The sequence below is a fragment of the Flexithrix dorotheae DSM 6795 genome, assembly GCF_000379765.1.
GTDB lineage: Bacteria > Bacteroidota > Bacteroidia > Cytophagales > Flammeovirgaceae > Flexithrix > Flexithrix dorotheae.
This window is the reverse complement of sequence record NZ_KB903498.1, coordinates 129,851-155,771: the sequence shown is the minus strand read 5'-3', so window position 1 is coordinate 155,771 and position 25,921 is coordinate 129,851. Positions and strand designations below refer to the sequence as shown.

15 protein-coding genes and 1 riboswitch are annotated in these 25,921 nt (G+C 36.7%); of the genes, 9 read left to right on the top strand and 6 right to left on the bottom strand.

Annotated elements, in window-relative coordinates:
- The first annotated feature begins 43 nt into the window (after nucleotides 1–43).
- Genes A3EM_RS0136415 through A3EM_RS0136405 form a run of 3 tightly spaced genes read left to right on the top strand, consistent with a single transcriptional unit; the run spans nucleotide 44 to nucleotide 6,744 of the window.
- Nucleotides 44–3,562 carry a VCBS repeat-containing protein gene (locus A3EM_RS0136415; RefSeq protein WP_169513462.1) on the top strand — a complete coding sequence of 1,173 codons (3,519 nt, stop codon included), beginning with the start codon at nucleotides 44–46 and terminating at the stop codon, nucleotides 3,560–3,562.
- Nucleotides 3,563–3,566: 4 nt separating this feature from the next.
- Complete coding sequence (locus A3EM_RS44770; RefSeq protein WP_169513461.1) at nucleotides 3,567–5,822, top strand: CRTAC1 family protein; 2,256 nt, start codon at nucleotides 3,567–3,569, stop codon at nucleotides 5,820–5,822.
- Between the two features lie 25 nt (nucleotides 5,823–5,847).
- Nucleotides 5,848–6,744 carry a hypothetical protein gene (locus tag A3EM_RS0136405; RefSeq protein WP_020533179.1) on the top strand — a complete coding sequence of 299 codons (897 nt, stop codon included), beginning with the start codon at nucleotides 5,848–5,850 and terminating at the stop codon, nucleotides 6,742–6,744.
- A 546-nt stretch (nucleotides 6,745–7,290) separates the two neighbouring features.
- Here A3EM_RS0136405 and A3EM_RS0136400 read toward each other — a convergent pair.
- Nucleotides 7,291–8,559, bottom strand: coding sequence for a DUF4374 domain-containing protein (locus A3EM_RS0136400; RefSeq protein ID WP_020533178.1), 1,269 nt, complete (start codon nucleotides 8,557–8,559; stop codon nucleotides 7,291–7,293).
- Nucleotides 8,560–8,580: 21 nt separating this feature from the next.
- Nucleotides 8,581–10,950: a TonB-dependent receptor gene (locus A3EM_RS0136395; RefSeq protein WP_020533177.1), complete on the bottom strand. Its 2,370-nt coding sequence runs from the start codon at nucleotides 10,948–10,950 to the stop codon at nucleotides 8,581–8,583.
- Nucleotides 10,951–12,570: 1,620 nt separating this feature from the next.
- Between A3EM_RS0136395 and A3EM_RS0136380 the strand changes: the two genes are divergently transcribed.
- From A3EM_RS0136380 to A3EM_RS0136345, 6 genes are all read left to right on the top strand, one after another.
- The gene (locus tag A3EM_RS0136380; protein WP_020533174.1) at nucleotides 12,571–13,290 is read left to right on the top strand and encodes a hypothetical protein; all 720 of its coding nucleotides are present in this window, start codon (nucleotides 12,571–12,573) and stop codon (nucleotides 13,288–13,290) included.
- Between the two features lie 360 nt (nucleotides 13,291–13,650).
- Nucleotides 13,651–13,953 (top strand): hypothetical protein, encoded by a 303-nt coding sequence (locus A3EM_RS0136370; RefSeq protein WP_020533172.1) that lies wholly within the window; start codon nucleotides 13,651–13,653, stop codon nucleotides 13,951–13,953.
- Nucleotides 13,950–15,587, top strand: coding sequence for a PepSY-associated TM helix domain-containing protein (locus A3EM_RS0136365; RefSeq protein ID WP_020533171.1), 1,638 nt, complete (start codon nucleotides 13,950–13,952; stop codon nucleotides 15,585–15,587). The genes A3EM_RS0136370 and A3EM_RS0136365 overlap by 4 nt, the downstream gene beginning before the upstream one ends.
- 202 nt (nucleotides 15,588–15,789) lie before the next feature.
- Nucleotides 15,790–15,976, top strand: a riboswitch (cobalamin riboswitch).
- Nucleotides 15,977–16,158: 182 nt separating this feature from the next.
- A complete protein-coding gene (gene metE / locus A3EM_RS0136355; RefSeq protein WP_020533169.1) occupies nucleotides 16,159–18,492 on the top strand; it encodes a 5-methyltetrahydropteroyltriglutamate--homocysteine S-methyltransferase in 2,334 nt (777 codons plus the stop codon).
- A 47-nt stretch (nucleotides 18,493–18,539) separates the two neighbouring features.
- Nucleotides 18,540–18,782 carry a cysteine-rich CWC family protein gene (locus tag A3EM_RS0136350; protein WP_020533168.1) on the top strand — a complete coding sequence of 81 codons (243 nt, stop codon included), beginning with the start codon at nucleotides 18,540–18,542 and terminating at the stop codon, nucleotides 18,780–18,782.
- Nucleotides 18,783–18,807: 25 nt separating this feature from the next.
- Nucleotides 18,808–19,209 (top strand): acyl-CoA thioesterase, encoded by a 402-nt coding sequence (locus A3EM_RS0136345; protein ID WP_020533167.1) that lies wholly within the window; start codon nucleotides 18,808–18,810, stop codon nucleotides 19,207–19,209.
- Nucleotides 19,210–19,563: 354 nt separating this feature from the next.
- On the opposite strand, the gene A3EM_RS0136335 is transcribed toward A3EM_RS0136345, so the two are convergent.
- The 4 genes from A3EM_RS0136335 to A3EM_RS47865 all read right to left on the bottom strand — a co-directional run bounded on the left by A3EM_RS0136335 (nucleotide 19,564) and on the right by A3EM_RS47865 (nucleotide 25,895).
- On the bottom strand, nucleotides 19,564–20,232 hold the full coding sequence (locus A3EM_RS0136335; RefSeq protein ID WP_020533165.1) for a class I SAM-dependent methyltransferase: 669 nt from the start codon (nucleotides 20,230–20,232) through the stop codon (nucleotides 19,564–19,566).
- 313 nt (nucleotides 20,233–20,545) lie between these two features.
- Nucleotides 20,546–22,258, bottom strand: coding sequence for a RagB/SusD family nutrient uptake outer membrane protein (locus A3EM_RS0136330; RefSeq protein WP_020533164.1), 1,713 nt, complete (start codon nucleotides 22,256–22,258; stop codon nucleotides 20,546–20,548).
- Nucleotides 22,259–22,362: 104 nt separating this feature from the next.
- Nucleotides 22,363–25,473: a SusC/RagA family TonB-linked outer membrane protein gene (locus A3EM_RS0136325; protein WP_157638256.1), complete on the bottom strand. Its 3,111-nt coding sequence runs from the start codon at nucleotides 25,471–25,473 to the stop codon at nucleotides 22,363–22,365.
- Between the two features lie 266 nt (nucleotides 25,474–25,739).
- Nucleotides 25,740–25,895 (bottom strand): hypothetical protein, encoded by a 156-nt coding sequence (locus A3EM_RS47865; protein ID WP_157638255.1) that lies wholly within the window; start codon nucleotides 25,893–25,895, stop codon nucleotides 25,740–25,742.
- Nucleotides 25,896–25,921: the final 26 nt, after the last annotated feature.

Sequence of the window (25,921 nt, the reverse complement as noted above, 5' to 3'; positions counted from 1 at the left end):
TTTGGGCTCGTGTTCCTCTCCAAAGGAAAATTTCCAATTTAAATTGCACGACCCAGAAGAAGTAGGCGTGCATTTTATCAATGCACTTTCCCCAAATGATTCTTTCAATATAATTGATTTCAGATATTTTTATAATGGAGGAGGTGCCGCTATCGGTGACCTAAATAATGATGGTTATTCAGATATTGTTTTTTCTGGAAATATGGTTCCTTCACAATTGTACCTAAATAGAACTGCAAAAACCCAAAAGTTAAATTTTGAGAATATAACTCATTTATCGAACCTACAAACAAATAAATGGTGCACGGGGGTTTCTCTGGTGGATATCAACCAGGATGGTTTATTGGATATTTATTTTTCCGTTTCTGGTAATTCAAAAAAAAGGGATAGGGCCAATTTATTGTTCATCAATCAGGGAATAAATAAAGAAGGCATTCCAACTTTTCAGGAAAAAGCTGCAGCCTTCGGTTTGGATGATACCGGATATACCAATCAGGCGGCTTTCTTTGATTATGACAAGGACGGAGATCTTGATGTTTACCTGCTCAATGCCGCAAACTCTGATTTTTATGGACATGATATCAGGCAACAGGTAGATGATGGTACTGGAATTACCACGGATAAGCTGTTGAGAAATGAGGGTATTAATGGGCAAAATATCGTATTCAGGGAAGTGTCAAATTCTGCCGGAATAACAAAAGAGGGTTTTGGTCTTGGTTTAAATGTTTCAGATATAAATGCTGATGGCTGGCCTGATATTTTTGTAAGTAATGATTATATTTCAAATGATTTACTTTATCTCAATAAGGGAGACAGTAATGGCGTACATCAGGGTTTTCTTGAGTGCTCCAAAAACTATCTGTTGCATCAAAGTCATTTTTCCATGGGGAATGATATCGCAGATATGAATAATGATGGATTGTTGGATATCATCACTCTGGATATGCTTCCGGAACATAGCGAAGGGAAGAAAATGATGGCCGGGAGTATGAATTATGAGCGATTTCAAAAAACTTTGAATAGCGGCTACACTCCGCAGTATATGCGAAATATGTTATTTGTTAATCGCGGTGAAGATGAATTTGGGAATCCCCTTTTTAGTGAATTAGGGCAATTCTCAGGGATACATCAAACAGACTGGAGTTGGGGACCGCTTCTTGCTGATTTTGATAATGACGGCTTCAAGGATCTTTTTATCACCAATGGCTATTCAAAGGATATTACAAACTTCGATTTTGTGACCTATTCCATGAATGATATAGGAAAAATTTTCAATTCTGCAGAAAGGGAAAAGGAAATTGCCAAAATTTATGCGGAATTGCCGCAACTCAAAAGAGCAAATTATTATTACAAAAATACAGGGAATAACCATTTTAATAACCATACAGGAAAGAGTTTCCCTAAATTACCATCATTATCGAATGGTGCGGCTTATGGAGACCTTGATAATGATGGAGATCTCGATTTAATTGTAAATAATATCGATGAACCCGCATTTATTTTTGAGAATCAAATCATTAATAATCAGGTAAATACAGGGGCAAATTTTTTAAGATTAAAACTAACTGGCCCCAATGGAAACCTACACAGCATTGGGGCTAAAGTAATCCTAAAAACTGCGGAAGGACAACAGATTGTTGAAAAGCAAATTGTTCGGGGTTATCAATCTACCATGGAGGATTATATCCACTTTGGTTTAAAAGATGATTCTATCGTTTCTGAAATAGAAATAATCTGGCCTGACAGGGAAAATCTGGTGACCAGATTAAGCAATGTAACTGTAAATCGGGTGCTTGAAATTAAATTTGAGGAGGCTGCTAAAATAAAGTATAATAAAAAACAGACTAGAAAACCTGACCAACTTTTTTACCCTTCGAAGGAAATTGAAAATTTAAACTATAGACATCAGGAAAATCACTTCGTAGATTTTAAGAATCAACCTTTGCTACCCCACAAGCTATCCCGGAAAGGCCCTGGAATTGCTGTTGGAGATATTGATCAGAATGGTCTGGAAGATTTTTTTGTGGGTGGAGCTTATGGGGAAAATGCTGTCTTTTTTCTACAAACATCCAATGGAAATTTCAATAAAAGAGAATTGAATACCTCAGCTTATGAAGATTTAGGTGTATTGTTTTTTGATTTGGATAATGATCAGGACCTGGATTTGTATATAGTGAGTGGCGGAACTCATTTACCTCCGGGTGATGACGCCTATCAGGATAGAATTTATATGAATGACGGATACGGAAATTTTGAACTTGATGCGTCAAGATTACCCGAAATTAAAAATAACGGATCTTGTATAATAGCTGCTGATTATGATGGGGATAATGATCTTGATTTATTTGTTGGAGGAAATGCTCTTCCTTTTAGTTATCCCTTTGCCGACAGGAGTTTTATTCTGGAAAATGTGGATGGAAAATTTCAGGATGTAACTGAAAAGATTGCTCCGGGTTTACAAAGTATTGGGATTGTTTCAGATGCCATCTGGACAGACTATGACCAGGATCAGAAAATGGATTTGCTGGTTGTGGGTGAGTGGATGCCGATCACTTTTTTCCATAATGATGGCAATCATTTTAAACAAGAAAACCCCATTCCAAATTCTTCTGGCTGGTGGAATAGCATTGCCACTGGGGATTTTGATGAGGATGGAGATATGGATTATCTGTTGGGTAACCTTGGTTTAAATTCCCAATTTGATTGTAATCCTGAAAAACCTGTTACGCTTTTTACAAAGGATTTTGATGAAAACGGAACTGTTGATCCAATTTTATCCTGTTTCCAGTGGAATGCAAAAAATACGCAACTAAACTTTCCCTATCATAATAGAGATGAACTCGCTATTCAGATTGCCAGTTTGAAAAAACGGTTTCCTAACCATGAAAATTTTTCTAAAGCCACAATTGACAGGGTTTTCACCAAAAGTGAATTGAAGGATGCATACACTTTACAAGCCAAAACCTTTGTTTCCAGCCTGATGGTCAATGAGGGTAATGGAAAATTTCATTTTCAATCCTTACCTGAAGAGGTGCAATATGCCCCGGTTTATGGAATGCTGGCCGAAGATTTTGATCATGACGGACATTTAGATGTGGTGCTTACTGGCAATTCATATTCCCCGGATGTAAAAACAGGCCGATATGATGCTTCCTTAGGAACGTTTCTTAAAGGAAATGGAAAAGGAAATTTTGAAGTTTTGCCATTTCAAAAAAGTGGATTTCTGGTAAAAGGAGAAGGAAAGGGAATGGCAAAATTAATGGGATCAAACGGCCCTCTTTTGGTAGTTACCCAAAATTCAGATGAACTAAAAACTTTTAGATTTAAAAATAAAAGTACGAAATTGATGCCTTTATCTGCTCATGATGCCTGGGCCGAAATTAAGTTGAAGGATGGAAGGTCCGTGGTTAAAGAATTTTACTATGGCTCTACTTATTTATCCCAATCTTCAAGGAGCCTGGAGATTGAAGATTCCTTTGATGAAATCATTTTTCACACCTACAAAGGTGAAAGTAGAAAAATCAAATTTCCACTTAAAAAAGAATTGGCATTTAATCCCTAATCTCATGAGATATTGTCTGTCAATGAATTTATTCAGGTTTTTCCCCTTCATAGTTTTAGTATTAATTGGCTGCCAAAATCCCAAACAGGAGAATTTAAATCCGGATATGAAAGCCTTGCTAAAGCAAATGGGAAAAGAAGCTTCTACCTGGAGAAATCCCTACATGCAGGAATTAAGTATTGCCCATTACGATTCAATGATGGCTTCTTCCGAAAAACTGGAGGATAAACTCAAATATCAATATTTCAAAGGACTTGGGCTACTTAATGCAGGGCAATCAAATGAGGCTGCAAAGCTATTTGAAAACCTGCGGAAAGAACTTTTGGAAAACAAACAGGTTTTTCCGGGAAATGTCTGGGAGATTATAGAGAAAATTGACTCCTATACTGGCATTAGTTATATGAGAATTGGAGAACAGGAAAATTGTATTCACCACCATAATGTCGCTTCTTGTATTATTCCTATTGAAGGTTCAGGCATTCATCATAAACAAAATGGTTCTAAGGAAGCTATCAAAATATATACAAATATTCTTAATCAAAATCCTGGTTCACTGGATGCTATCTGGTTATTAAATATTGCTTATATGACCATCGGTGAATATCCCGAAAGTGTTCCTGAAAAATGGTTAATCCCTTTTGAAAAATTTGAATCGGATTATCCCTTAAAACACTTTACTGATATTGCTGGAAAAGCCGGAGTAGATGCAAAAGGTTTGTCAGGAGGAAGTGTAATGGAAGATTTTAATGGAGATGGATTTTTAGACATTATGGTTACCTCCTGGGGTGTCAGTGATCAAATGCAATATTTTCAAAATAATGGGGACAATACATTTTCTGAAAAAACTCAGGAAGCAGGTTTAACTGGAATTGTAGGTGGATTAAATATGGTTCATGCCGATTATGACAATGATGGAAATGCAGATGTATTTGTGTTAAGAGGGGCCTGGTTGGATGAACACGGCAGACACCCCAATTCTTTGCTCAAAAATACCGGTACTAATGCAGAAGGTATTCCTTTATTTAAGGACGTGACCATTGAAGCTGGAATTCTTTCCTTTTTCCCAACCCAGACGGCTTCCTGGGCTGATTTTAATAATGATGGCTGGCTTGATATTTTTATTGGAAATGAATCTTCCAGCAAATTGCAAAATCACTTTTCAGAACTATTTATAAATAATCAGGATGGGACATTTAAAGAAGTGGCTAAAATTTCGGGAGTCAATATTCAGGAATTTGTTAAAGGAGTGACTACGGGCGATTACAATAATGATGGTTGGATGGATATCTATATTTCTACATTAGAAAGTCCTAATTTGCTTTTTAGAAATAATGGAGAAACACCAAACGAAATTCCCACTTTTACCGAAGTATCAAAAGAAACAGGGTTAGCAGAAAATATTTCAACTTTTCCTACCTGGTTTTGGGATTATAATAATGATGGCTGGCTGGATATTTTTGTCTCGGGATATAACTGGAAGGGGTCCAGACCAATGGCCTATAATATTGCTGCTGAACATTTAGACATCCCTTTTAAAGCCAATATGCCCAGGCTTTATCTTAACAATGGCGAAAACAAAGACGGTAAAGTTAGTTTCACAGATGTCACCAGGGAAGCCGGACTTTACAAAATATTGTTTTCGATGGGTTGTAACTACGGTGACCTGGAAAACGATGGTTATCTGGACATGTACCTTGGGACGGGTGATCCGGATCTTCGGTCAATTCTCCCTAATAAAATGTATAGGAATGACAAAGGAATCAAATTTCAGGATGTAACTACTGCAGGTGGCTTTGGAAATATACAAAAAGGGCATGGAGTGTCCTTTGCTGATTTTGATAATGATGGGGATCAGGATATTTATATCGTAATGGGTGGTGCCTATTCGGGTGATATTTATCAGAATTTATTATTCGAAAATCCATACAGTCAAAATGAATCATCAAATAATTGGATAAATATTCATTTAGAGGGCATGGAGTCAAATAAACAAGCGGTAGGCTCAAGAGTAAAGATAATAATTGAAGAAGAGGGAAAAAACCGGGAAATCCATAGGGAAGTAAACTCTGGGGCCAGTTTTGGTTGCTCACCCATGAGATTAGAAGTGGGCTTGGGAAAAGCCACCATCATTAAATCCTTAAAAATTTTCTGGCATGGGTCGGGAAATGTTCAGGAGTTTAAAAATGTAGACGTCAATCAATTTATAAAAATAATAGAAGGTCAGGCAAATATAATGGTCAAAAAACCTGTATTTCAATGATTTGAAGAACAAAAAAATATTACAAATGAAAAGTAACATCCTTTACATTTTAATTATTTTATTCCATTTATATGGATGTAAACAATGGCAAGAGCACCGCCTGGATATAACAGAAGGACTTTTGTTAGATTTAAATGCAGATGCAGAGGTCAAAGTGGTTTCAGATAGTTTGGTAATTTCATGGAGGAACCAGGTTTCAAATGCTGCATCCAAAGATTATATTTACACGGATGCAGGCAGAACTATTCCTGGTTCAGGGAGACCCTTGCTCAATAAAAATGCTGAGGGCCTTAATGGACATAGCAGTATCATATTTAGAGAGGATGAATTAATAAACGATAATGATAATGCATTCCACGGCTTAATTACAGGAAAAGGTTATACCTGGATGGTGATAATCAAGCCTTATAAGCAGGAAAGAGGAGGTGGAAATTATCCTCAGGCCTTTTTTGGGTGCCTACGCAATTCTGCTCCTCCTCAGAACGAAGAGGGACAATTTGCAGGATTTTGGGGATCTTTTTATATTGATGGAAAAGTTTGGATGAGTTCCAGGAGTGGTGAAGGAGAGTTTTCAAGAGGGGGTTACACTACCCCAGAAGTAGTCGGGCCCTACCTGCCAATCAATAAATGGTACATTGTTTCAGGAAGACAAGCCGCAGGAGGCCCGGGGACTACTGTCGATCTGGAATTATTTGTAGATGATCCTTCTAAACCTATTGCCACAGGAAAATATCCCGTGAGTAGCTGGGAGCCTTCCCGTATGGCTATTGGCACAGAGAGGAATGCCATAAACCATCAGGGAGGAGAATCATTTGATGGCGAATTAGCCAGGATTTTAATTTATGACCGACCAGTTTCATCTCAGGAAATGGAAGCCATTTTCAATTACTTAAAGTTAGAGTATGGAATTTTAGAAAAGTAAAAGTTGGTAAAAAAATAATGCTGCAGTTGGATTATCTTTTGACTCACAAGTAAGGTGCAATATCTTGTAAAGTGTTTGTACTGGAAATATTAATGGGCTAAAAATCATATTTATAATTTACCAAAATTCACCCGTTTTTAAAGTGTTTTACCCAACAGGGAAAATAAAAAATGCACCGGGTAATACCTGGTGCATTTAATCATTGTTAAAATGATTTCTTACAAGAATTTTAAAACTAATATCAACGTGTAAATTACACAAATAACATTGTTCCTAATTCAGTATAAGAATTATGAAGTCACCTAATGAAAAGGGAGCATTAATCCATAGCTTCGATTTTTGGGGGAACCATAAAAAACTTGAGCAAATTCATTCGGTTGATGCTTTTAGTTAGTTAGTTCAATTTTTTAATGAATGATCAGATCAAGCTTTTTTATGTCTTACAATTTTTATGATTCCCTCACCTAAACTATTAAACCAAATGTTGATTTGGGTTTTCAGTTTTCCAGTACTGTATCATGTATAATACAATTCTGAAGGCTTAAATTATTCGTCTGAAGCAGGGGTTTCCAGGTGATTAATTGCTGTGATTTGACCACCTTCAACTGATAGCCCCTTAGTAGCAGCGGCTGTGGCAATATCAATACTATAAACATTACTTCCTGTTTCGGTTGTAATTCCTGCATACACGGTGCTGCCGTCTTCAGAAACAAAATTGTTATAACTTCCGGTAATATTCGTGATGGTGGTCGGATCAGGCAAACCACTTATCCATTTGAAAGTTTTGTTGTAAACATCGATGATGGCATATTCAGTCCCACCACCCCAGGCTGTGGATAATTCAGATTTTTTCTGCATAACTCCTACAAATTTACCATTACCTGCATATATATGGGAATCAATAACATATCCTCCTGAGGCTTCTTCCAAATCAAAATAAAAATCATCAAAGTCACCAGTAGAGTTGGAAATTCTGGTTATAGCCGAAGGTAAAGTTGGAATAACCTCCCAATTTGAGTTTTGAGGAACTGCAGAAGAAAAGGCGTAGCCATCTCCTTTTTCATCAAAGGATAATCCAACTGTGAAATAACGACCGATAAAACTGGTTCTATCGTCAGTAAGTGTTTCCAGGTATTCCATTTCAGGATAGGAATATACCGCAATGTTTGCTTCATTTGGGTAATCCGTTCCCCATCCTCCTTCTGAGGTTCCTTTAATGGTGAAATATGGTAAATAAACCTTGTCATCTTTTGGGGTAATCCACGAAAAGAAGGCTAGTTCACCATTTTCTTTATCGGCCAATTCCTGAACATTGATCTGACCTTCTTTTACTATAGTCAGTGAATTGGTGTTTATGCTATACCAATAAGCATATGGATTATCCGCGCTAGGCGTAATTTTTATAGTCAGAATATCCTCCTTCACCGGAGCAAATGCTCTCACAGTTTCAGATTGAAAATCCGATAACAATTCCAATTCTCCTTCTCCATTCAATTGATAAGTAGTTACGGCACCAGGATTTCCCTGTCCGTACAGCATACTGAAGAATTTGTTATTTCCGGTAACATAATAGCGATAAGTACCATCTTGTTCAATTCCATTACCTTCAGTAGAAATACTTCCAGTTTTCAAATCATCAACTGTAAGAATATAATCGGCCACTCCCTCTGAGGCGATAGGTCTGGCTGTAATGATATATTTAGAGACCGATTCTTCAACTGGTTCTTCTGGAGTTGGATTATCTCCTTCATCATCACTGCAACTCCCAAATAGCAAAGCTCCGCTGAGAATAATTAATAAATGTATTTTTTTCATGTTTGTATGTTATTAAAAATGTTAGAAAATGTTGTATCTGATTTTACCGGTAAAACTTCTTCCGGGCTTTTGAAGACTAAAATTGTCATAAAGATTTTTGTCGGTCAGGTTTCTGCCCTCCACCGTAAACTGAAACTTATCATTTAAGAAATAGGTGAGTGTCAGGTCGTGGGACAATTGTTCTGGAATATCGAACTTATCGCTTCCCTGGCTAGGCCAGTACAGGTAAAAAGCATGTACGTAGCGAAGGTTATATTCAATATTCATACGATGCCCTTTTCTCCACAAATTTTTAAATGTGTAGGCAATATTTCCATTACCAAATAAATATGGTTCATTGGGTATGCGATCCCGGTAAACAGCACTTTCTACTGTTTGCCCTGGTTCATACTGGGTATTGTTGCGTAAATCCTGATAAGAAATATTCGCTCCTATACTAAGCGCTTCTTTGTATTGATACCATACTTCCCCATCTATTCCCAAATTGGTAACACTACCGAGGTTATCCATCACAATCTTAACTTGGTTGTTGTTTAACCTGGGGCGGATAAAATCCTTGGCATGTCTGTAAAAACCATTTATATTGATGTTAATACGGTTATTCTTGTTTGGGTAAATCCAAAAACTAGATCCCAGATTATAATTATTACTATTTTCAGGCTTTAAATTAATATTGCCATCCAAATTGATAAGGTCACCAAACAATTCGTATGATTCAGGTAATCGGTAACTAGATTCGTAAGATGCTTTTAACTGTAAATTATCGTTCAGAAACCAACTGAGAGCAGTACCGTAGCCCAAACTACTAAATGTATTTACTGTATTTGTATACTCATACTGATTGTATCCTTCCAGTTCAGTAACCTTGGTGAACTTATTTTCCTGAAAGTAATTCTTCACAAAAACCGAGGCGTTCCAGGATTCACCTTCATAAGTATAGCCAAAGCCAGTAATGTTCTTTAAATTTTTTCTAGGTTCATTAAATTCATCGTTGTCTGGATTGAGTTCATCCTCTCCTTTTCGATCAAAAGAATTCAAGGTATTGGTCAGGGCAACGGTATGCCTGTCTTTGAACTTATACTCAAAATTTGCAATGGTTACCCCGATATTATTTCTGTATTTATAAAGCGAATAGGAATTTTCCCCTCCAGGATTTGGATACTCCTTGTATTGCCCGAACCAGTTATATCTGCGATTCACTGTGTCTATATTTTGCTCGTAACCTGCATTATAATTGGCATTTACCCTCACATTCAATCCTTTTGTAAACAGATCATTTTTTATATATTTCAGGCTTGGCATGATGATGTTTCCTTTGCGGTTCCATTCGCCAAATACTGCCGAAACCCGTGCTCCCGTTTGTATTTCTTTATAGTTTTGTCCCAAAGTCGCTCCTATCAGCAATTGATCCGCATAAGGTTTGTTCACTACCCCCATATTAATTATGGCAGTCTCATTGTGATAAGTATCATGGAAGCGTTCTACAGTCTGATCGCGATAATATGCTCCGGTATTTATATCGGCAACATCAATATCGTTCATTTTGTAATTGTTGTCCGAATAATTCTGAAATGCATTCAACTGAACGGTAAAGCCAGACTTTGGAGCTACATAAATAGCATTGACAATAGTTCGGTGAGTGTTAAATGACCCATAGGAATAAGAAATGTCAAGATGATTTTTGGCATAGGAATTTGTGATGATATTCACAGCTCCTCCAAGTGCATCAGAACCCAAGCTGATGGGCACAACACCTTTATAAACCTCAATACGCTCCGCCATGCCCACTGGAATATTGTTGAGTTGAAAAGCCGAGCCAAGGTTGTCCATGGGAATACCATCAATAAAAATCCTTACCTGATTGCCTCTAAAACCGTTAATCGAGAAATTCATTTGAGACCCAACTCCCCCACTCTCCCTAACCTTTACACCAGAAGTACGGTCCAGGGCATGCGCCAAATCCAGAGATGTTTGGTGTAAAACCTTAGCATCAATCACACCTACATTAAAGGCTTTTTCTTTTACCTCCCGCACCATGGTTTTTCCAGTCACCGTCACTTCTTCAAGATCTACTGAAGATTCCTGTAACACAAAGTTTTGGGTAACCTTTTTATTTTCACCGAGTGCTAAATCCTGTTCTATAGTGAGGTAACCCAAACAGGATACCCGTATCTTAGCAGGCCCTATTGGTAATCCCGAAATGGTGTATAATCCATTCTGATCAGCAACTGCCCCTGTACTAGCACTTACAATTTGGATAGTTGCCCCGGGGATAGGCTCCTTTCCTCCATCTGTTACCGAACCGGAAACCGTTATGGTTTGTGCAATTAGCCCTGTAGGGTCGGATAGATATATCAAAAATGATATAATGATAATGCTCAACTTAGTCATATTTGTTGTGTTCAGTTAAATTCTCTTTTTGGCTTATGGAATAATCAGGTCGCATTCCTTTTGGTAAGGACGTTAACTTTCCAGGTACATTTCTGGTGTTTAACTCGTAGGTACCGTACGTTTGTATATTGTTATATAATGCGTAAAATCTAATTTTTATCTCTGAATCCCCAAGTTGGATGATATATCAATCTAAGTAATTCGAGATAGGCTAATTGTGGATTTTTGCTCCACCTAATTCTAAACAAGCATGATAAACGTAATTTAAAGTTTGTATTTTCTGGTAATATATAAATTCAATTATAAGTATTTGTGCCTCTTGAAACCGCACCTAGTACGGTTTCAGAGGTCTTTTCATGCTAGAAACAGACCTTAAATTAAATTTTATTTTGAAAAATGGCTGTTAAGCATTCTGAAAGATATTGAATTGATTAATCTTTGTTATTTATAACAATTCTAAATAACTGGAGCGAAGGTAAAAAGGGCAATACTAAAAAACAACAGTTCCATTTAAAAAACCCTAGCAATAAGTAGGAAAATAACTAGCACTAGTGATGGTATTTGCTTCAAGAAATTTGGGCATCAAAATAGTCGAAAGATAATAAAAATATAATTTTAAAGCATAGGTAAAATTTTAATTAACTACTTGATAATAAGCTATTTATATTTCAGATATATATGTAATTGTAATCTGATTATTTTCTAATTAAATTATAAAAATTCAATTTTCTCCCCTGCTTTTTCAAGTATTGTAATAGCTTTTGAAAAGCGTGAAAAGTTTAAGTGAAATAAAATAAGTTGCCATGAAGATTTGCTGAATAGAAATGGAATAATATCCACAGCAATTTTCAAAAAAAGGGATGCAATTCTAGTCATGAAAAAAAGGATAATTAGAATAGGAAAATGGTTAAAGAGGTTACTGTTGAAATTTACCCTTTTAGGATTTGGTTCCGTGCAATTTTCTCGGTTGTATTCTAATTTAAAAAAAACTGATCATATTGAATTTATCTAGCCATAGTAAGCAAATAATAGCCCCAAAAAGTATTCATTATGTCACTCTACAAGAATCTGAATTAGTGATTAAATCAATGCTAGCAATAGCAATGTAATTCATCTCTACTAAGAAATAATAGCAAAAAATTGACTTTCTAGATTTAAACAATTTCACAAATCAATTGAATTTGTGGAAAGATCTATTTGAAAAAATATTATTTAGAATTATTCAAAATAAATTGTTTTAATAATTTACACCTATTATGTTTGTGCTGTTATTTAGAATGATTATAAACAGATAGCCTTATAATTTTTCGATGCCAATTGTCTGTAAAGTTGATTCTGTTGAATTGGAATTTGACATAGTCAAACTCTTTGCTCATAAAGTAGCAGCAGTGACTTATACTTAATTTGTGGCTCATTAACATCCTCTATACAAAGGAAACTTGGTGTGAGAGCAGTGAGAAAGCAGTGCTTAATAACAGTGTATACAATTAGTATTGCAGGCGCAAGATTACAGGTTTAATTTGCCTAATGAAGACCGTATTATCTATTGAAAATAGTTTAATCCGGTATGTTCATAATATATAAACAAACTTAATTTTCTTAATCAAAGGACTAAAAATCATGAAAAACAACTTCAAACAAATCTATTTATTTTTATTCTTTTCCATAGTTACTGTAGCAAATGCGCTGGCTCATGCACTCTACATAGACACCGAAGTTTCAGGAAAAATAGGAACTGAACATCAGGTGAAAATTTATTATAGCGAGTTCGAGGACAGAAAAAATGAACAGATCAGCGATTGGTATTCGGATGTGCCTGAATTTGCATTATGGCTTGTATCACCCAATGGCAAAAGAACTCAACTTAAAACAAAGGCTAATGTGGATCATTTTACCGCTAAATTTAAACCTAAAAAAGAAGGCATATATCGGTTAGAAATCAATCATACCGCTAAAGATCCGGGTGAAGGCACAGCCTATCAATTTAATGCTTATGCACAAGTACTTATAGGTAAGCATACTTCCACACCAGTAGTTTCCAAAACTAATGGATTGGCATTAATAGAAGAAGCTTCTTCTATGGAGCATCAAACAAACAAAATATTCAAAACTTATCTGAATGGGAATATCAAAGGAAATGTAAAAGTAACCCTCTTTTTACCCTCTGGTGAGAAACAAGAGCTGAAAAGTGACAGTAATGGTGAATTGAAAATTAATTTCGATGAGACAGGTACTTACTTTATTGAGGCTACTACCTACAATAAAGACGAAGCAGGAAAGACTAAAACGACTGCTTACAAGTCTATGTGGAGATGTGCCACTCAAAAACTGAATATTTAAACTAATAGCTTTATAGCAAACTTATTCCATGGTTACTATAATTTTCTTTATTACTTTTTTTGGGTTTTATGTTTTTTACAATACTTCCAAAAAAGCAGAACTCAATCGTTCCGGGAAACTCCTTGTTTGGGTACAAAACCATCATTTGTACAGTAAATGGGTAGGTAATATCTTGTTTATTGCAGCCTTGGTTTTAAGTATTATATATTTTGGTTTTGGGTCCGGAATATTTGCTTTTTCAGTAACACTTATGACAGTCGGGAGCCTGATAATATTGCTGGCTCCTCTTCATTATATCAACTTTAGAATTGCCATAGTTGTCTTTTTGCTCTCTATACTCTTGGAAATTATTTAATTAAAATGCCTGCAAATAAAAAATACTTAACCAAATCTTTTAGCCAACGATTTGCTAAAATCTCTGCTGGTTTATTAGGGGGTTACCTGGTAACCATTTCACTTCACCTGGCACTGGCTTTTTGGTCCCATCATGCCAATGTCATTTTTACACTTAGGTTTGGAGGGTTTATCGTTTGGGTAACGCTGTTAATTGTCGCTTTCCTTGCAAAAAATGGCTGGAAAGTTTGGGGCATTTATCTCCTCATTACATTCTTTTTTTCAATAATTTCCTATTTCGAAAAAATCTATAATCCGCTCCCATTATGAAGATGAGTAATAGAGTTTACAATATATTATTCCACACTCATACGGTGAGTGGGATTATAATTAGTGCGATACTTTATGTGATATTTTTTGCCGGGTCATTTTCCTTTTTTAGAGATGAAATAATTAGCTGGGAAAGAAACGAACCTGTAATGGAAAGTAGCATTCCAAAGCTCGATCTCAATGTGATGTTGGATACCCTTAACCACAGGCATGAGTTATACGGCAGAGATATATCTTTTACGAGATTTCTGGAAAATAGAAGATTGTCTGTTAATCTTTCCGCCCCTAAAAACGCATCAAAAGAAAAAAAGAAAGGAAGAAGAGGGAATTTCTTTTATATGAATATTGATGACTATAAAACATATAATTATGCCAGTAACTACTCCATAGGTGAGTTTTTATATCGGTTACATTTTTTAGCACAGCTCAATCTATATGGAAGATCAGGTTATTTAATAGCTGGAATAGTTTCCTTCTTTTTTCTTTTTGCTGTAATTACTGGAGTGTTAGTACATTGGAAAAAAATCATTTCAAATTTTTATGTTTTTAGACCAAAAGCAAGTTTGAAAAATGTTTGGACGGATGCACATACAGCTTTAGGTATTTTAGGTCTCCCCTATCAATTTGTTTATGCAGTAACTGGCGTATTTCTTATTATCAGTACTACTGTGATGTCTCCTCCTGTTTTGTCTTTCCTTTACGAAGGCGACTCAAAGAAAATGTATGATGATATGGGTTTTGGTCAAAAAGAATTTCCTATGGCAATGGCCAACCTTGAAAATGAAGTGGATATTAACAGTTTTGTCGAAGTCACCACATCAAAATGGTCAAACTTCTACATAAAAACTGTAAAAATTTATAACTACGGTGATGCCAATATGCACATCGAAATAAGTGGACATCCGGAATATACCAGCAGGTTTATTGGAGAAGGAGAGTTGGTTTTTAATGCCAAAAGCGGAGAGATAATCGATGAAAAAAATCCGTTTGAAAATACCTCTTACATAGACGGGGCATCAGGACTTTTGTATAGATTACATTTTGGGGACTTCGGTGGAGCAGGATTAAGAATAATATATTTTATTTTAGGAATAGCCTCCTGTTTTGTTATTATTTCTGGTGTATTGATCTGGTTGGTGGCCAGAGACAAAAGGAATGTGGAAGAGAAAAAGCGTAAGTTTAACAGGTGGGTGGGATGGATTTATCTGGCAATGTGCCTAAGTATGTTTCCCACAACCGCTTTCACCTTCTTAGCTGTAAAAACCTTTATTCATGAATTTGATGCATCCCGCATGACATCAATCTACCATATTTTCTTTTATTCCTGGTTAGTTTTTATTATCCTTTTTTCTGCTAAACGAGACAATTTTTTCACTAACAAATATTGTCTGATTATAGGAGCTGTATTTGGTTTGCTGATCCCCATTGCCAATGGAATTATCTCCGGCAACTGGATATGGATTACCTATTCAAAACAACAATATGATATTTTATTCATAGATGTATTTTGGTTGATAGTTTCAATACTTACGTTCACTATTGCCATCAACCTAAAAAGAAGCGTACAGGAAAAAAGTAGAACAAAAGCAAAACCCCTTTCAAAAAGGCAAAAAATTAACGCGCCTGTTCAGTAGAGGTAGTTTTAGGACAAAGAAAAATAATAATCCTTGTTACAAAGCTTACAACATCGTGTACATTTCAGTCTCTGGTATGTCTATTTATTCTAAAGTTGGATTGGAAGAACACTTAAATTGATGTGGTTTAAAAATAAAAGTTGATCATCATTGCAAAATTAACTTAAAGTTTAAGTACTTTTACCGCAACAAGTTCTTTGTTTCTTCATCAACCGGAAAAGGTTATACTTAGCTGTGTATGAAAAGGGAATCGTGTGAAAATCACGAACTGTCGCGCAACTGTAAGTAACGTTTAAAGGTTTTTATCAGAATAATGTCCACTGCCGATGGCGGGAAGGACGATAAAAACTGTTATAAGTCAGGAGACCTGCCTGTTCCGAATTGACAATGCTTTCGCGGAATAAAGCTTTATGTCTGGTATGATGTACAAAAAAATATAAGCCTTTTTGAGCAAAACAGGTATATAGCTTTTTTGGTACGCTTCTTTTCCTAAACATTCCTTCTTGCAGAGCATTGCGAAGTCTTCTAAGAGCTTTTAAATTATTTTCAATCATTTAAAAGTTAAAAGAAAATGCAAACGCATAATCTTGGCTATCCGCGGATTGGTAGCAAAAGGGAACTCAAAAAGGCCTGCGAGAATTATTGGTCAGGCAAAATTTCATTGGCAGAACTTAAACTGAAAGGGAGGGAAATCTGTCTTCAAAACTGGAAATTACAGCAGGATGCCGGAATTGATCTTATTCCTGTCAACGATTTTTCTTATTATGATCAGGTACTGGATATGTCACTGATGGTTGGAGCAATTCCTCAACGTTACCATCAAATTCTTGAAAATCATGGTAAGGAGGAATTGGATTTGTACTTTGCCATGGCAAGAGGATACCAAAAAGAAGGGTTGGATATTACCGCCATGGAAATGACCAAATGGTTTGATACCAATTATCATTATATTGTTCCAGAGTTCAATAAAAACCAATCATTCAAATTATTTTCAACCAAAATTATCGATGAGTTTGCCGATGCTAAACAACAGGGAATAAAGGCCAAACCCGTAATTCTTGGTCCTGTATCTTATCTGCTCTTGGGTAAAGAAAAAGAGGAAGGGTTTGATAAACTGGATTTAATCAAAAATCTTCTACCAGTTTATATTGATATCCTGGATAAACTAAGCAAATATGGGGTAGAATGGATACAATTCGATGAACCATTTTTAGCGATGGATCTTGGGGAGAAAGCTCAACAAGCTTTCAAAGCAGCCTATTACGAAATTAAGAAGAAATTTCCTTCTCTTAAAACGATAATTACCACTTACTTTGAAAGTCTGAGAGATAACCTTCAGCTGGCCACATCACTTCCGGTATGTGCCTTACATATAGATTTGGTAAGGTGCCCTGAACAGTTGGAGGAAACCCTGAGTGCTTTACCAGAAAATATGACGCTATCTTTGGGAGTAGTCGATGGCAGAAATATCTGGAAAAATGATTTTCAGAAGTCATTGCAATTTATCAATAAGGCCACTGAAAAACTGGGTGAAGCAAGTGTAATGGTTGCGCCTTCCTGTTCTCTGCTTCATTCACCATGTGATTTGGATTTAGAAACCAATGAAAAAAATCTTAGCAAGGAGATTAAAAACTGGCTGGCTTTCGCAAAACAAAAATTGGATGAGGTAGTCATCTTAAAAAAACTGGCAACTGAAAACGTCTCTGGAAAACTATCAACCCAATACCTCGAAAATAAGGGCGCCATAGAAAATAGGAAAAAATCTCTTTTGATCCATAATGATAAGGTAATTAAGCGAATGAATGCAATTACCGATTCGATGGCCAAAAGAGAAAATACTTTCCCTGTAAGAAAAATTAAGCAACAAAACTCCCTGCAGCTTCCCATTTTTCCAACAACCACTATTGGCTCATTCCCCCAAACCCCCGAAGTTAGAAGTTGGAGGGCAAAATTTAAAAAAGGGGAGTTGACCGCAACGGAATATGAAGCAAAACTGAAAAAAGAAACAGAGGAAAGTATTCGCTGGCAGGAAGAAATAGGGATTGATGTCCTTGTACATGGAGAATTTGAGCGAAATGATATGGTTGAATATTTTGGTGAGCAGTTGAAAGGATTTGCTTTTACCAAAAATGGCTGGGTACAAAGCTATGGAAGCCGATGTGTAAAACCTCCAATTATCTATGGGGATATAGAGCGCTTATCGCCAATGACAGTTGAATGGTCCTCATTTGCCCAGTCATTAACTCAGCAATATGTAAAAGGTATGCTTACCGGACCTGTGACCATTTTGCAATGGTCCTTTGTGCGAAACGACCAACCCAGGTCTCAGACATGTAATCAGATTGCGCTGGCCATCCGGGATGAAGTAAGCGATTTGGAACAGGCGGGGATTCAAATCATCCAGATAGATGAACCGGCTATACGGGAGGGCTTGCCACTTCGTAAAGCTGATCGGGAAAACTATCTGAAATGGGCTATTAACGCTTTCCGGTTAGCCTCGTCTGGAGTAAAAGATGCTACTCAGATTCACACTCACATGTGTTATTCTGAATTTAATGATATCATAAATCACATTGCCGCAATGGATGCAGATGTGATTACTATTGAATGTTCAAGATCGCAGATGGAATTGCTGGATGCTTTTGCAGAATTCAATTATCCAAACGAAATTGGACCTGGTGTTTATGATATTCATTCTCCAAGAGTTCCATCCAAAAAAGAAATGGTTGAACTTTTGAAGAAAGCTGCCAAAGTTATTCCTGCTGAAAACCTCTGGGTTAATCCGGATTGTGGTTTAAAAACCAGGCATTGGGAAGAAACTAAGAAAGCTTTGGAGGAAATGGTAGCTGCATCGGCAGAAATGAAAGCAGCCTTTCTGGCAAAGGATGATCAAACCGTTGTATAGACCTTAAATTAAATTAGAAATAGACCGACTATTAAACTGCTATTCAAATGTATAAACACGAAGTGAAAAATTGCCCCAGATGTGACAAACCATTTGAATGTAAAGTCGGCTCTATTTCTATTTGCCAGTGTATTAGTGCCAGATTAAATGAAGCACAAAGGGATTATATTCGTGGGAAATACAATGATTGCCTTTGCATAAATTGTTTGCTTGAATTAAAAGCAGAATACCAAAATCAATTGCAGGAGGATAAACTAAAATCCTTCCTGCGAATTGATCCTGAAAAATGAAATCATAAACTTTTTTTGAAAAATTATGACAATTGAGGAAAGAATAGATCAATCGGAAACCCGAATTTTTAAAGCCGTTTTTCCTAACACTACCAATCATTATGATACTTTATTTGGAGGAATGGCTATGTCCATGATGGATGAAGTTGCCTTTATTGCTGCCACTCGATTTAGTCGCCAACGGATGGTAACGGTGAGTAGTGACAGGATTGATTTTAAAAAACCCATTCCTTCAGGTACTATTATCGAGTTGGTTGGAAGGATTTCTCATATCGGAAAAACCAGTTTAAAGGTAAGGGTAGATATTTTTATAGAACAGATGTATGCGGAACATAGAGAAAAGGCTGTGAGTGGAGAATTTTCCCTTGTAGCTATAGATAAAAACAAAAAACCAATTGCTGTGGATAAACACTTCGGAAATGCTTAGTATCAATGGTTTCTTTTATTCCTTTCTTTATGGATAGGCATCAACGTTTTTCTTCTTCTGAACTCTGCCAAGCCAAATGAATAATCCGGTCAAGGTTAAACCAGCAGAAATAAGACTTCCCAAAAAAAGTACTATTATATGTAGAGCCAATTGCCTTCAGAAAGATGGGAATACAGAAATACCCGTTGTGAAAAAATAATAATTTCAATGACCATACTCCTCAGATTATCGGATTTTACAGCAAGTCCATCGACAGACAATATGCCCCTATTTAAAGAAAAAGATCAGAAAGTTTAATGATGATTGAATATTCTTAGGAACTATATCCCCAGATTTAGATACTTTAAAGTGAAATCATTTTTTCCTGGTAATCCAGCCAACATAAATAGATGACTGAAAAAACCTGGTAGGTTCTTCAAATCCGGCTTCCCTAAGCAATTCAGACAAACGATTTTCCGAAATAATTTCGAGTTCAGTTAAAATTCTGTTTACTCTCATTTGTTTTTGGGCTTCATCCACTGAGTCTGGAAGTAATTTTTTAAGTATTTTAAGATTATTTTCCAATGGCTGCCTTTCACCCGTAATATCAAGGATAACAAAGGTCGCATTAGGTTTTAACCTTTTTTGGATATCTTTTAATAAAGATAATTTGTTACCATTATCTGGTAAAAAGTGTAAAACCAAAAGCAAGGTTGCGGCACTAAAATAAACGTCTTCAGGTAATTGGTCTATCCTGCTATTGATCAGTTTAACATTCGGATATGCTTTCAATTTCTCTTTAGCCTGATTCAGCATTTCAATTGAAGGGTCCACTCCTGTAATATTCCAGCTTGAAAGTTCTTCCCCGAATTCCAGGATTTCATTGCCTGTACCACATCCTGCCACCAATAAATTTTTTTCATCCACATCATTGAGTAATTGAGGGACAATACTCATAAAATATCGGTAATTCGGAATCCAGGTATCCACAAAATTTTCGTAATTCCCAGCTCTATCTCCTTCAAATATTTCTATTTTACTCATTCCTTATAAATTTAAATTCCAAGGAAAGTTAGTCAAAAATGAAATAATAAAACCCATTTGAAAAGTTTAAATGTGCTTTTCATTTGCTGTACGAAAATACTGATACAGAAAATATGTTGGGGTATGAAATGAGGCATTCCCATAATTGAAATGGGGACTTTAAAGTAAGTGCCTGGATAGAATTAAAAATCTTGTATTATAATTCCCGGAATAGTATTTCCAGAATGGAATCCCCGGAGCGGAACTCTGGTACTTAATGGACAAAAAAACAGGGCCTTATTTCAAGGCCTCTGTTTTCTAGGGTTTGAAATATCTAATAACCAAAATTTTGCTGCATTCCCGATTTTTCAATTTCTTCCAGGGGAATTGGTAAATAATAATTGGCTTCTGTAAATGACCGATCTTCCACTTCCACATCGATCATCACCAGTTCTCCCTCAGGGTCCAGGTTCCCATTAGCATCCTGCTTTTCCCAGTTTACTCCTACAATATCTTCTCCCAATTTTTCTGCATCCATCCATCTCCTCAGATCGTAAAACCGATGGCCTTCAAAGAATAATTCCATCTGCCTTTCATATTTAATGTCCTCTAGTAAATCCACTCCTGAAGAAGTTATTTCTGGTAAACCAACTCTTCCGGCCACCATATTCACATATTTCCTGGCTTCTGTTTCATTTCCCAAATGGTATTGAGCCTCGGCATAATTCAAATAAATTTCCGGTAATCTGGCTAATGGAAATGGTCTGTTAGCAGATTGCTCTTCATCTATTACAATAGATTCGTCTAAAAATTTACGCAGGTTATAACCTGTGGCTGCAAAGTGATCTGGCCCAGGAGCATCTTTACTATCCGCTCCGCCTGGCAACCAATATTCCAATTCTCTATCTTTAAAAGTTGCCCCCTGATAATTGATATTGGCATAGAACCTCAATTCCCTGTTGGTATACATGTCTTTTGGGTCGTAATTGCTCCCCGCTTCATTTATTCTTAATCCATTGGCCATTTTAAAATCCTGAACAAAATTATGTGTAGGGTTACTGAGCCCCCATCCTCCAGAACCTACTGGCGATTGCGCTTTATCTGGCAAAGTATTGAAATCATCGGGTACATTCGGGAAATCTGGATGGAAGGGCCGGGCAAATATCAGCTCCGAATTCGGGCTCAAAAACATATTCTGATAATCAATCGCATTGGTTACCGGGACCAGAGAATAAGCATTCAAATCAATTAATGCTTTAGCTGCATCTGCGGCATCCTGCCATTTGGTAGCCTTGGTATAATCGTAAAGCGGGCCATTGGGAGTAGTAGAAGGATCATGTAATTTGCTGGCTGCATATAACAATACTCTCGATTTTAAAGCCATGCAGGCACTAATTGAAACCCTGCCAAATTCAGCCCCTGTTCTGGTCACCTTTTCCGGAGGAAAAAGTGCAATGGCTTCATCCAATTCCTTTACAATAAAATCCACACAATCTTCATAGGAATCTCTGGGAACACTGAAATTATCCGTAAGTTGGAAAGGCTCATCAATGATGGGCACACCTCCAAAATAATTAATCAATCTGGCATAACCGTTGGCTCTCAGGTATTTCATTTCAGCTTTTAAAACCGCCACTTCCTCCGGGTTGGTCTGGCTTACAGGACTTCCATCTATCCTGCTTAAAAAATCATTTGCTGAGCCTATAAATCTATAGTACTGTTCCCATTTGTGCAGGAAAAAACCCATGTTATTCGGGCTAATTTCAGCTCTGGTAATTCTATATTGATGAGGAACAAAATGGAACCAGGCTTCATCTGAAGCATTTTCGATTCCTATTCTCCTGGTCCACCAGTTATTCAAATTAAGTCCCCAGTTTTCGGTAATATTGTAGGTATAAAATACTAGTCTTTCGGTCAAATCTATATTGCTGTAAATATCAGCTTCTGAATAAGCATTTCCTGGTTTGGTATCCAGTACATCCTCTTCACAGCCTATGGAAATAAAAATTCCAATTAAAAATATAATGGTTATTCGTATATTTTTCATGATCACATTTTAATTAATATGGGTACTAAAAAGTATTCGATTAAATATTTTCAATTCACTTCAATCATGGAGAGTGTGCTTTTTACCCACTCAGACATTGCACTTTAAAACTGAATGTTCGCTCCAAAAGTGATCGATTTCAACGGACCGTATATTCCATCAGTGAAATTTCGGTACCTTGACATTTCCGGGTCAAATCCTTTCAAATGTTTGAGATGATCGAATGTGATCAGGTTAGAACCCCTGGCAAATACTCTGATATTGGCAAAACCTAATGTACTGGATGGAATGGTATATGCAATTTCCATATCTTTTAACCTCACAAAAGCGGCATTATGTAACCAGACATTTGAAAGCTTGGCATTATAAATATCTTCCAGCTGGAAAGCTCTCGGGTATCTTGCATCTATATTTGTTTCTGTCCATCGTTCTGTGAACTGAAATTCAGGTCTATTGCCCTCATTATCATGCAAAATTTCAATTTCAGCCCTACCCTGTCCCTGGAATAAAATATTGAATTCAAAGCCTTTATACTGCAGGGAACCGGATATTCCATATTGTAATTCAGGTATTGGAGAAGTATATTTCCTCACCACATCCTCTCCGGTTATTCTGCCATCTCCATTCTGATCAATGTATTTCACATCACCGGGAAGTGTACCATCCAGTTTGGCAGGGGTATTATCAATTTCTTCCTGACTTTTAAATAATCCATCCGATGGATAAATGAGGTAGGAGCTCATCGGGTGACCTTCCTGCTTTCTGTATTCAGGAATATTTTCCGCCTCATCCATATAGACTATTTTATTTTTCGCCATGGTGAAATTTCCCCCAATAACATAAGAAAGATTGCCTACCGTATTTTTATGATACAGTTCCAGTTCATACCCGAAATTGTCCACCTTTCCAATATTTTCCTGTGGCAACTGAAGAGCCGTATAATCCGGAACTGAAGCATTTCTTGTCACCAGGATATCAGTTCTTTTCTGGTAGAAATAATTGACATCACCAGAAATTTTATCATCCAGGAATGAAAAGCTTATTCCTATATTTTTAGAATCTGCCCTTTCCCAGGTTATATTAGGATTGGGAACATTGGAATTAAAGAAGGAATTATACTGTATAGGACTTTCCCCAAAAATGTAATAGTTTCTGTTGGCGGCATTTCCCCCACCATAGTTATACTGAGTTAAATATTGAAATGGAGGAACCCTGTCATTACCCATTTGGGCCCATGAAGCTCTTATTTTCAAAAAGTCTAACCAATTGCCTGCCCCTTGCAGAAAACTTTCTTCAGAAATTACCCAACCAGCCGAAACTCCGGGAAAAGTACCAAACTGTTTACCTTCAGCAAAATTACTGGAACCATCCCTTCTCAAGGTAAAATCAACCAGGTATTTCTTTTTATAATCGTAAGCGATTGAACCGAAAAAATTGAGTCTTCCCCACTCCGATGAAACCCCGTCACTGGTCTGACCATCAGCACCACCGGCAAAAAGTGAAGGATGTTCCTTGGAAATCAAATCTCTTTTATAAGCCTCAAATTCTTTTTGTCTTCCGGTTATTTGCTCGTAGGCTACAAAACCCTTTATACTGTGTGCCCCTAAAGTTTTTTCGTAACCCAGTTGAACATTATAATATTCCTCATTTAGTTTATGATGACTTTCCGTAAGGCTGAGGTAATTCCCCGTATTAAAGTTAAATCCATTAATGGGGATATATTCATCTAAAGTTGCATTATAATCATATACTGTCCAGGTGTCATTAAACAGCTTGCTGTCATTATTATTCTGAGTAAAGGTTCCAACACCCCTTAGGCTTAATCCGTCTGTAATTTTACTAAGGTCTAAATCAACTGTAAATCTCGATCGTAATTCACTGTTGCTGAATTCATTAAATCCTGACAGACTACTGGCCATTACTCTGGGATTTGCCCCATTTTCTGCAGCTACTCCAAATAATCCATTCGGGTATTGCCCCACTTCCGTAGGTAATGTGACCTGTAAATGTTTGTGGATAAATCCTACGTCTACGCCAGGCTCAGTTCTTTTGCCATTAATTCCTGATAAATCTACGCCCAGTTTGATAAAGTCATTTACTTTTACATCCAGATTAGATCTAATTTGATATTGTTTAAATCTCAAATCACCAGATTCATACATGCCTCCCTGATTCAGGGCATTTCCACTTACAAAATATTTTACTGCATCAGTACCTCCGGAAATGGTCAAACTATTTCTGGTTTCGAAAGAATGATCTGCCATTGTTAAATCATACCAGTCTGTACTTGGGTAATTGATAGGGTCATTCCCTGCCTGATATTTTTGAATTTCTTCCGGAGAATATTTGATAGGGTTTCCATATCGCTCATCTATCTCATTTTGATAAGTAGTATATTGATAGGAATTCATCATGGAAGGCACCCGGGTAAAGGTGGCGAATTTATTGGTAGTGTTGAAGTTAATTGTCGGTTTTCCACTGCTACCCCTTTTAGTGGTCACAAGGATAACGCCATTGGCTGCCCTTGCTCCATAAATCGCAGCTGATGCATCCTTTAATACCGTAATACTTTCAATATCGCTGGGTGCCAGATAAGCAAAACTGTTGGTGGGTACACCATCCAAAACAATTAGAGGGGAGTTGTTATTTAATGTAGACTGACCCCTAACCAGAAAAGTAATATCATTGGTTCCGGGATATCCCCCTCTGTCAGCCACAATCAGTCCGGGAACTCTTCCTGAAAGGGATTTAGCAATATTGGTGCTGGAAGAACTCGCAATATCTTTGGATTCTACCGTACTTACTGATCCGGTAAGTTCTCCTCTTTTTCTGGTTGTATAACCTAATACAACCACTTCATCCAGGTTTTGCATATCTTCTTCCATAATCACGTCTATTACCGACCTTCCGTCTACGGGTTGCTCTAAGGAAACATAACCTATAAATGAAAATACAAGTATGGCCTCGTCATCTACCTGAATTTTAAAATTTCCCATTGGATCTGTAGTTGTTCCGCTATTTGTCCCTTTAATGAGGATGGAAACACCAGGTAATGGCCCGGTTTCATCTGATACTGTTCCAGAAACCGTATTTTGTTGAGGCGGTGCTGCATTTACATTAATTTGAAATGCCAGAATTAACAAGAAAGTTAGATTGGTATGGCCTAACCACTTAAAAAGATAGCCCATACGGCTTTTGAGTTGTAACCTTTTCATTTTCATTATTTTAAATTAAAAACAATAGTTTAACATTCCCCTTTTTGGTAAAGGGCTTGGGATACTGGTTTGTCTCTTGATGGAATGTGGATCTCAGCAGGTAATCTCTATAAACTTATAATGTGCAACTTGTTATAAGCTGGCTGGTTTAAAGAATTATTAGCATAATGATCCAAGTTGAAAAATGTGAATAATAGCTTAGTTTAGATATTTGATTTAATCATTTATTTAGGTAAAATTTAATTCCCTCTTTCCTTTTAATGAGCTCAATAGTGGAAAGAGCCGTAATTTCCAATGTACCATAAAAACCACTTTTTCTTAGTAAGGTCTTCAATAGAGACCTTTTGTAAATCGGGATTCAGGAGCTTTAATGAGGCAGGATCGGTAAAATACTCACCCTGCCGGTCCATCTTATCTATCACATTGGGTTTTATCGAATTAGGAATTG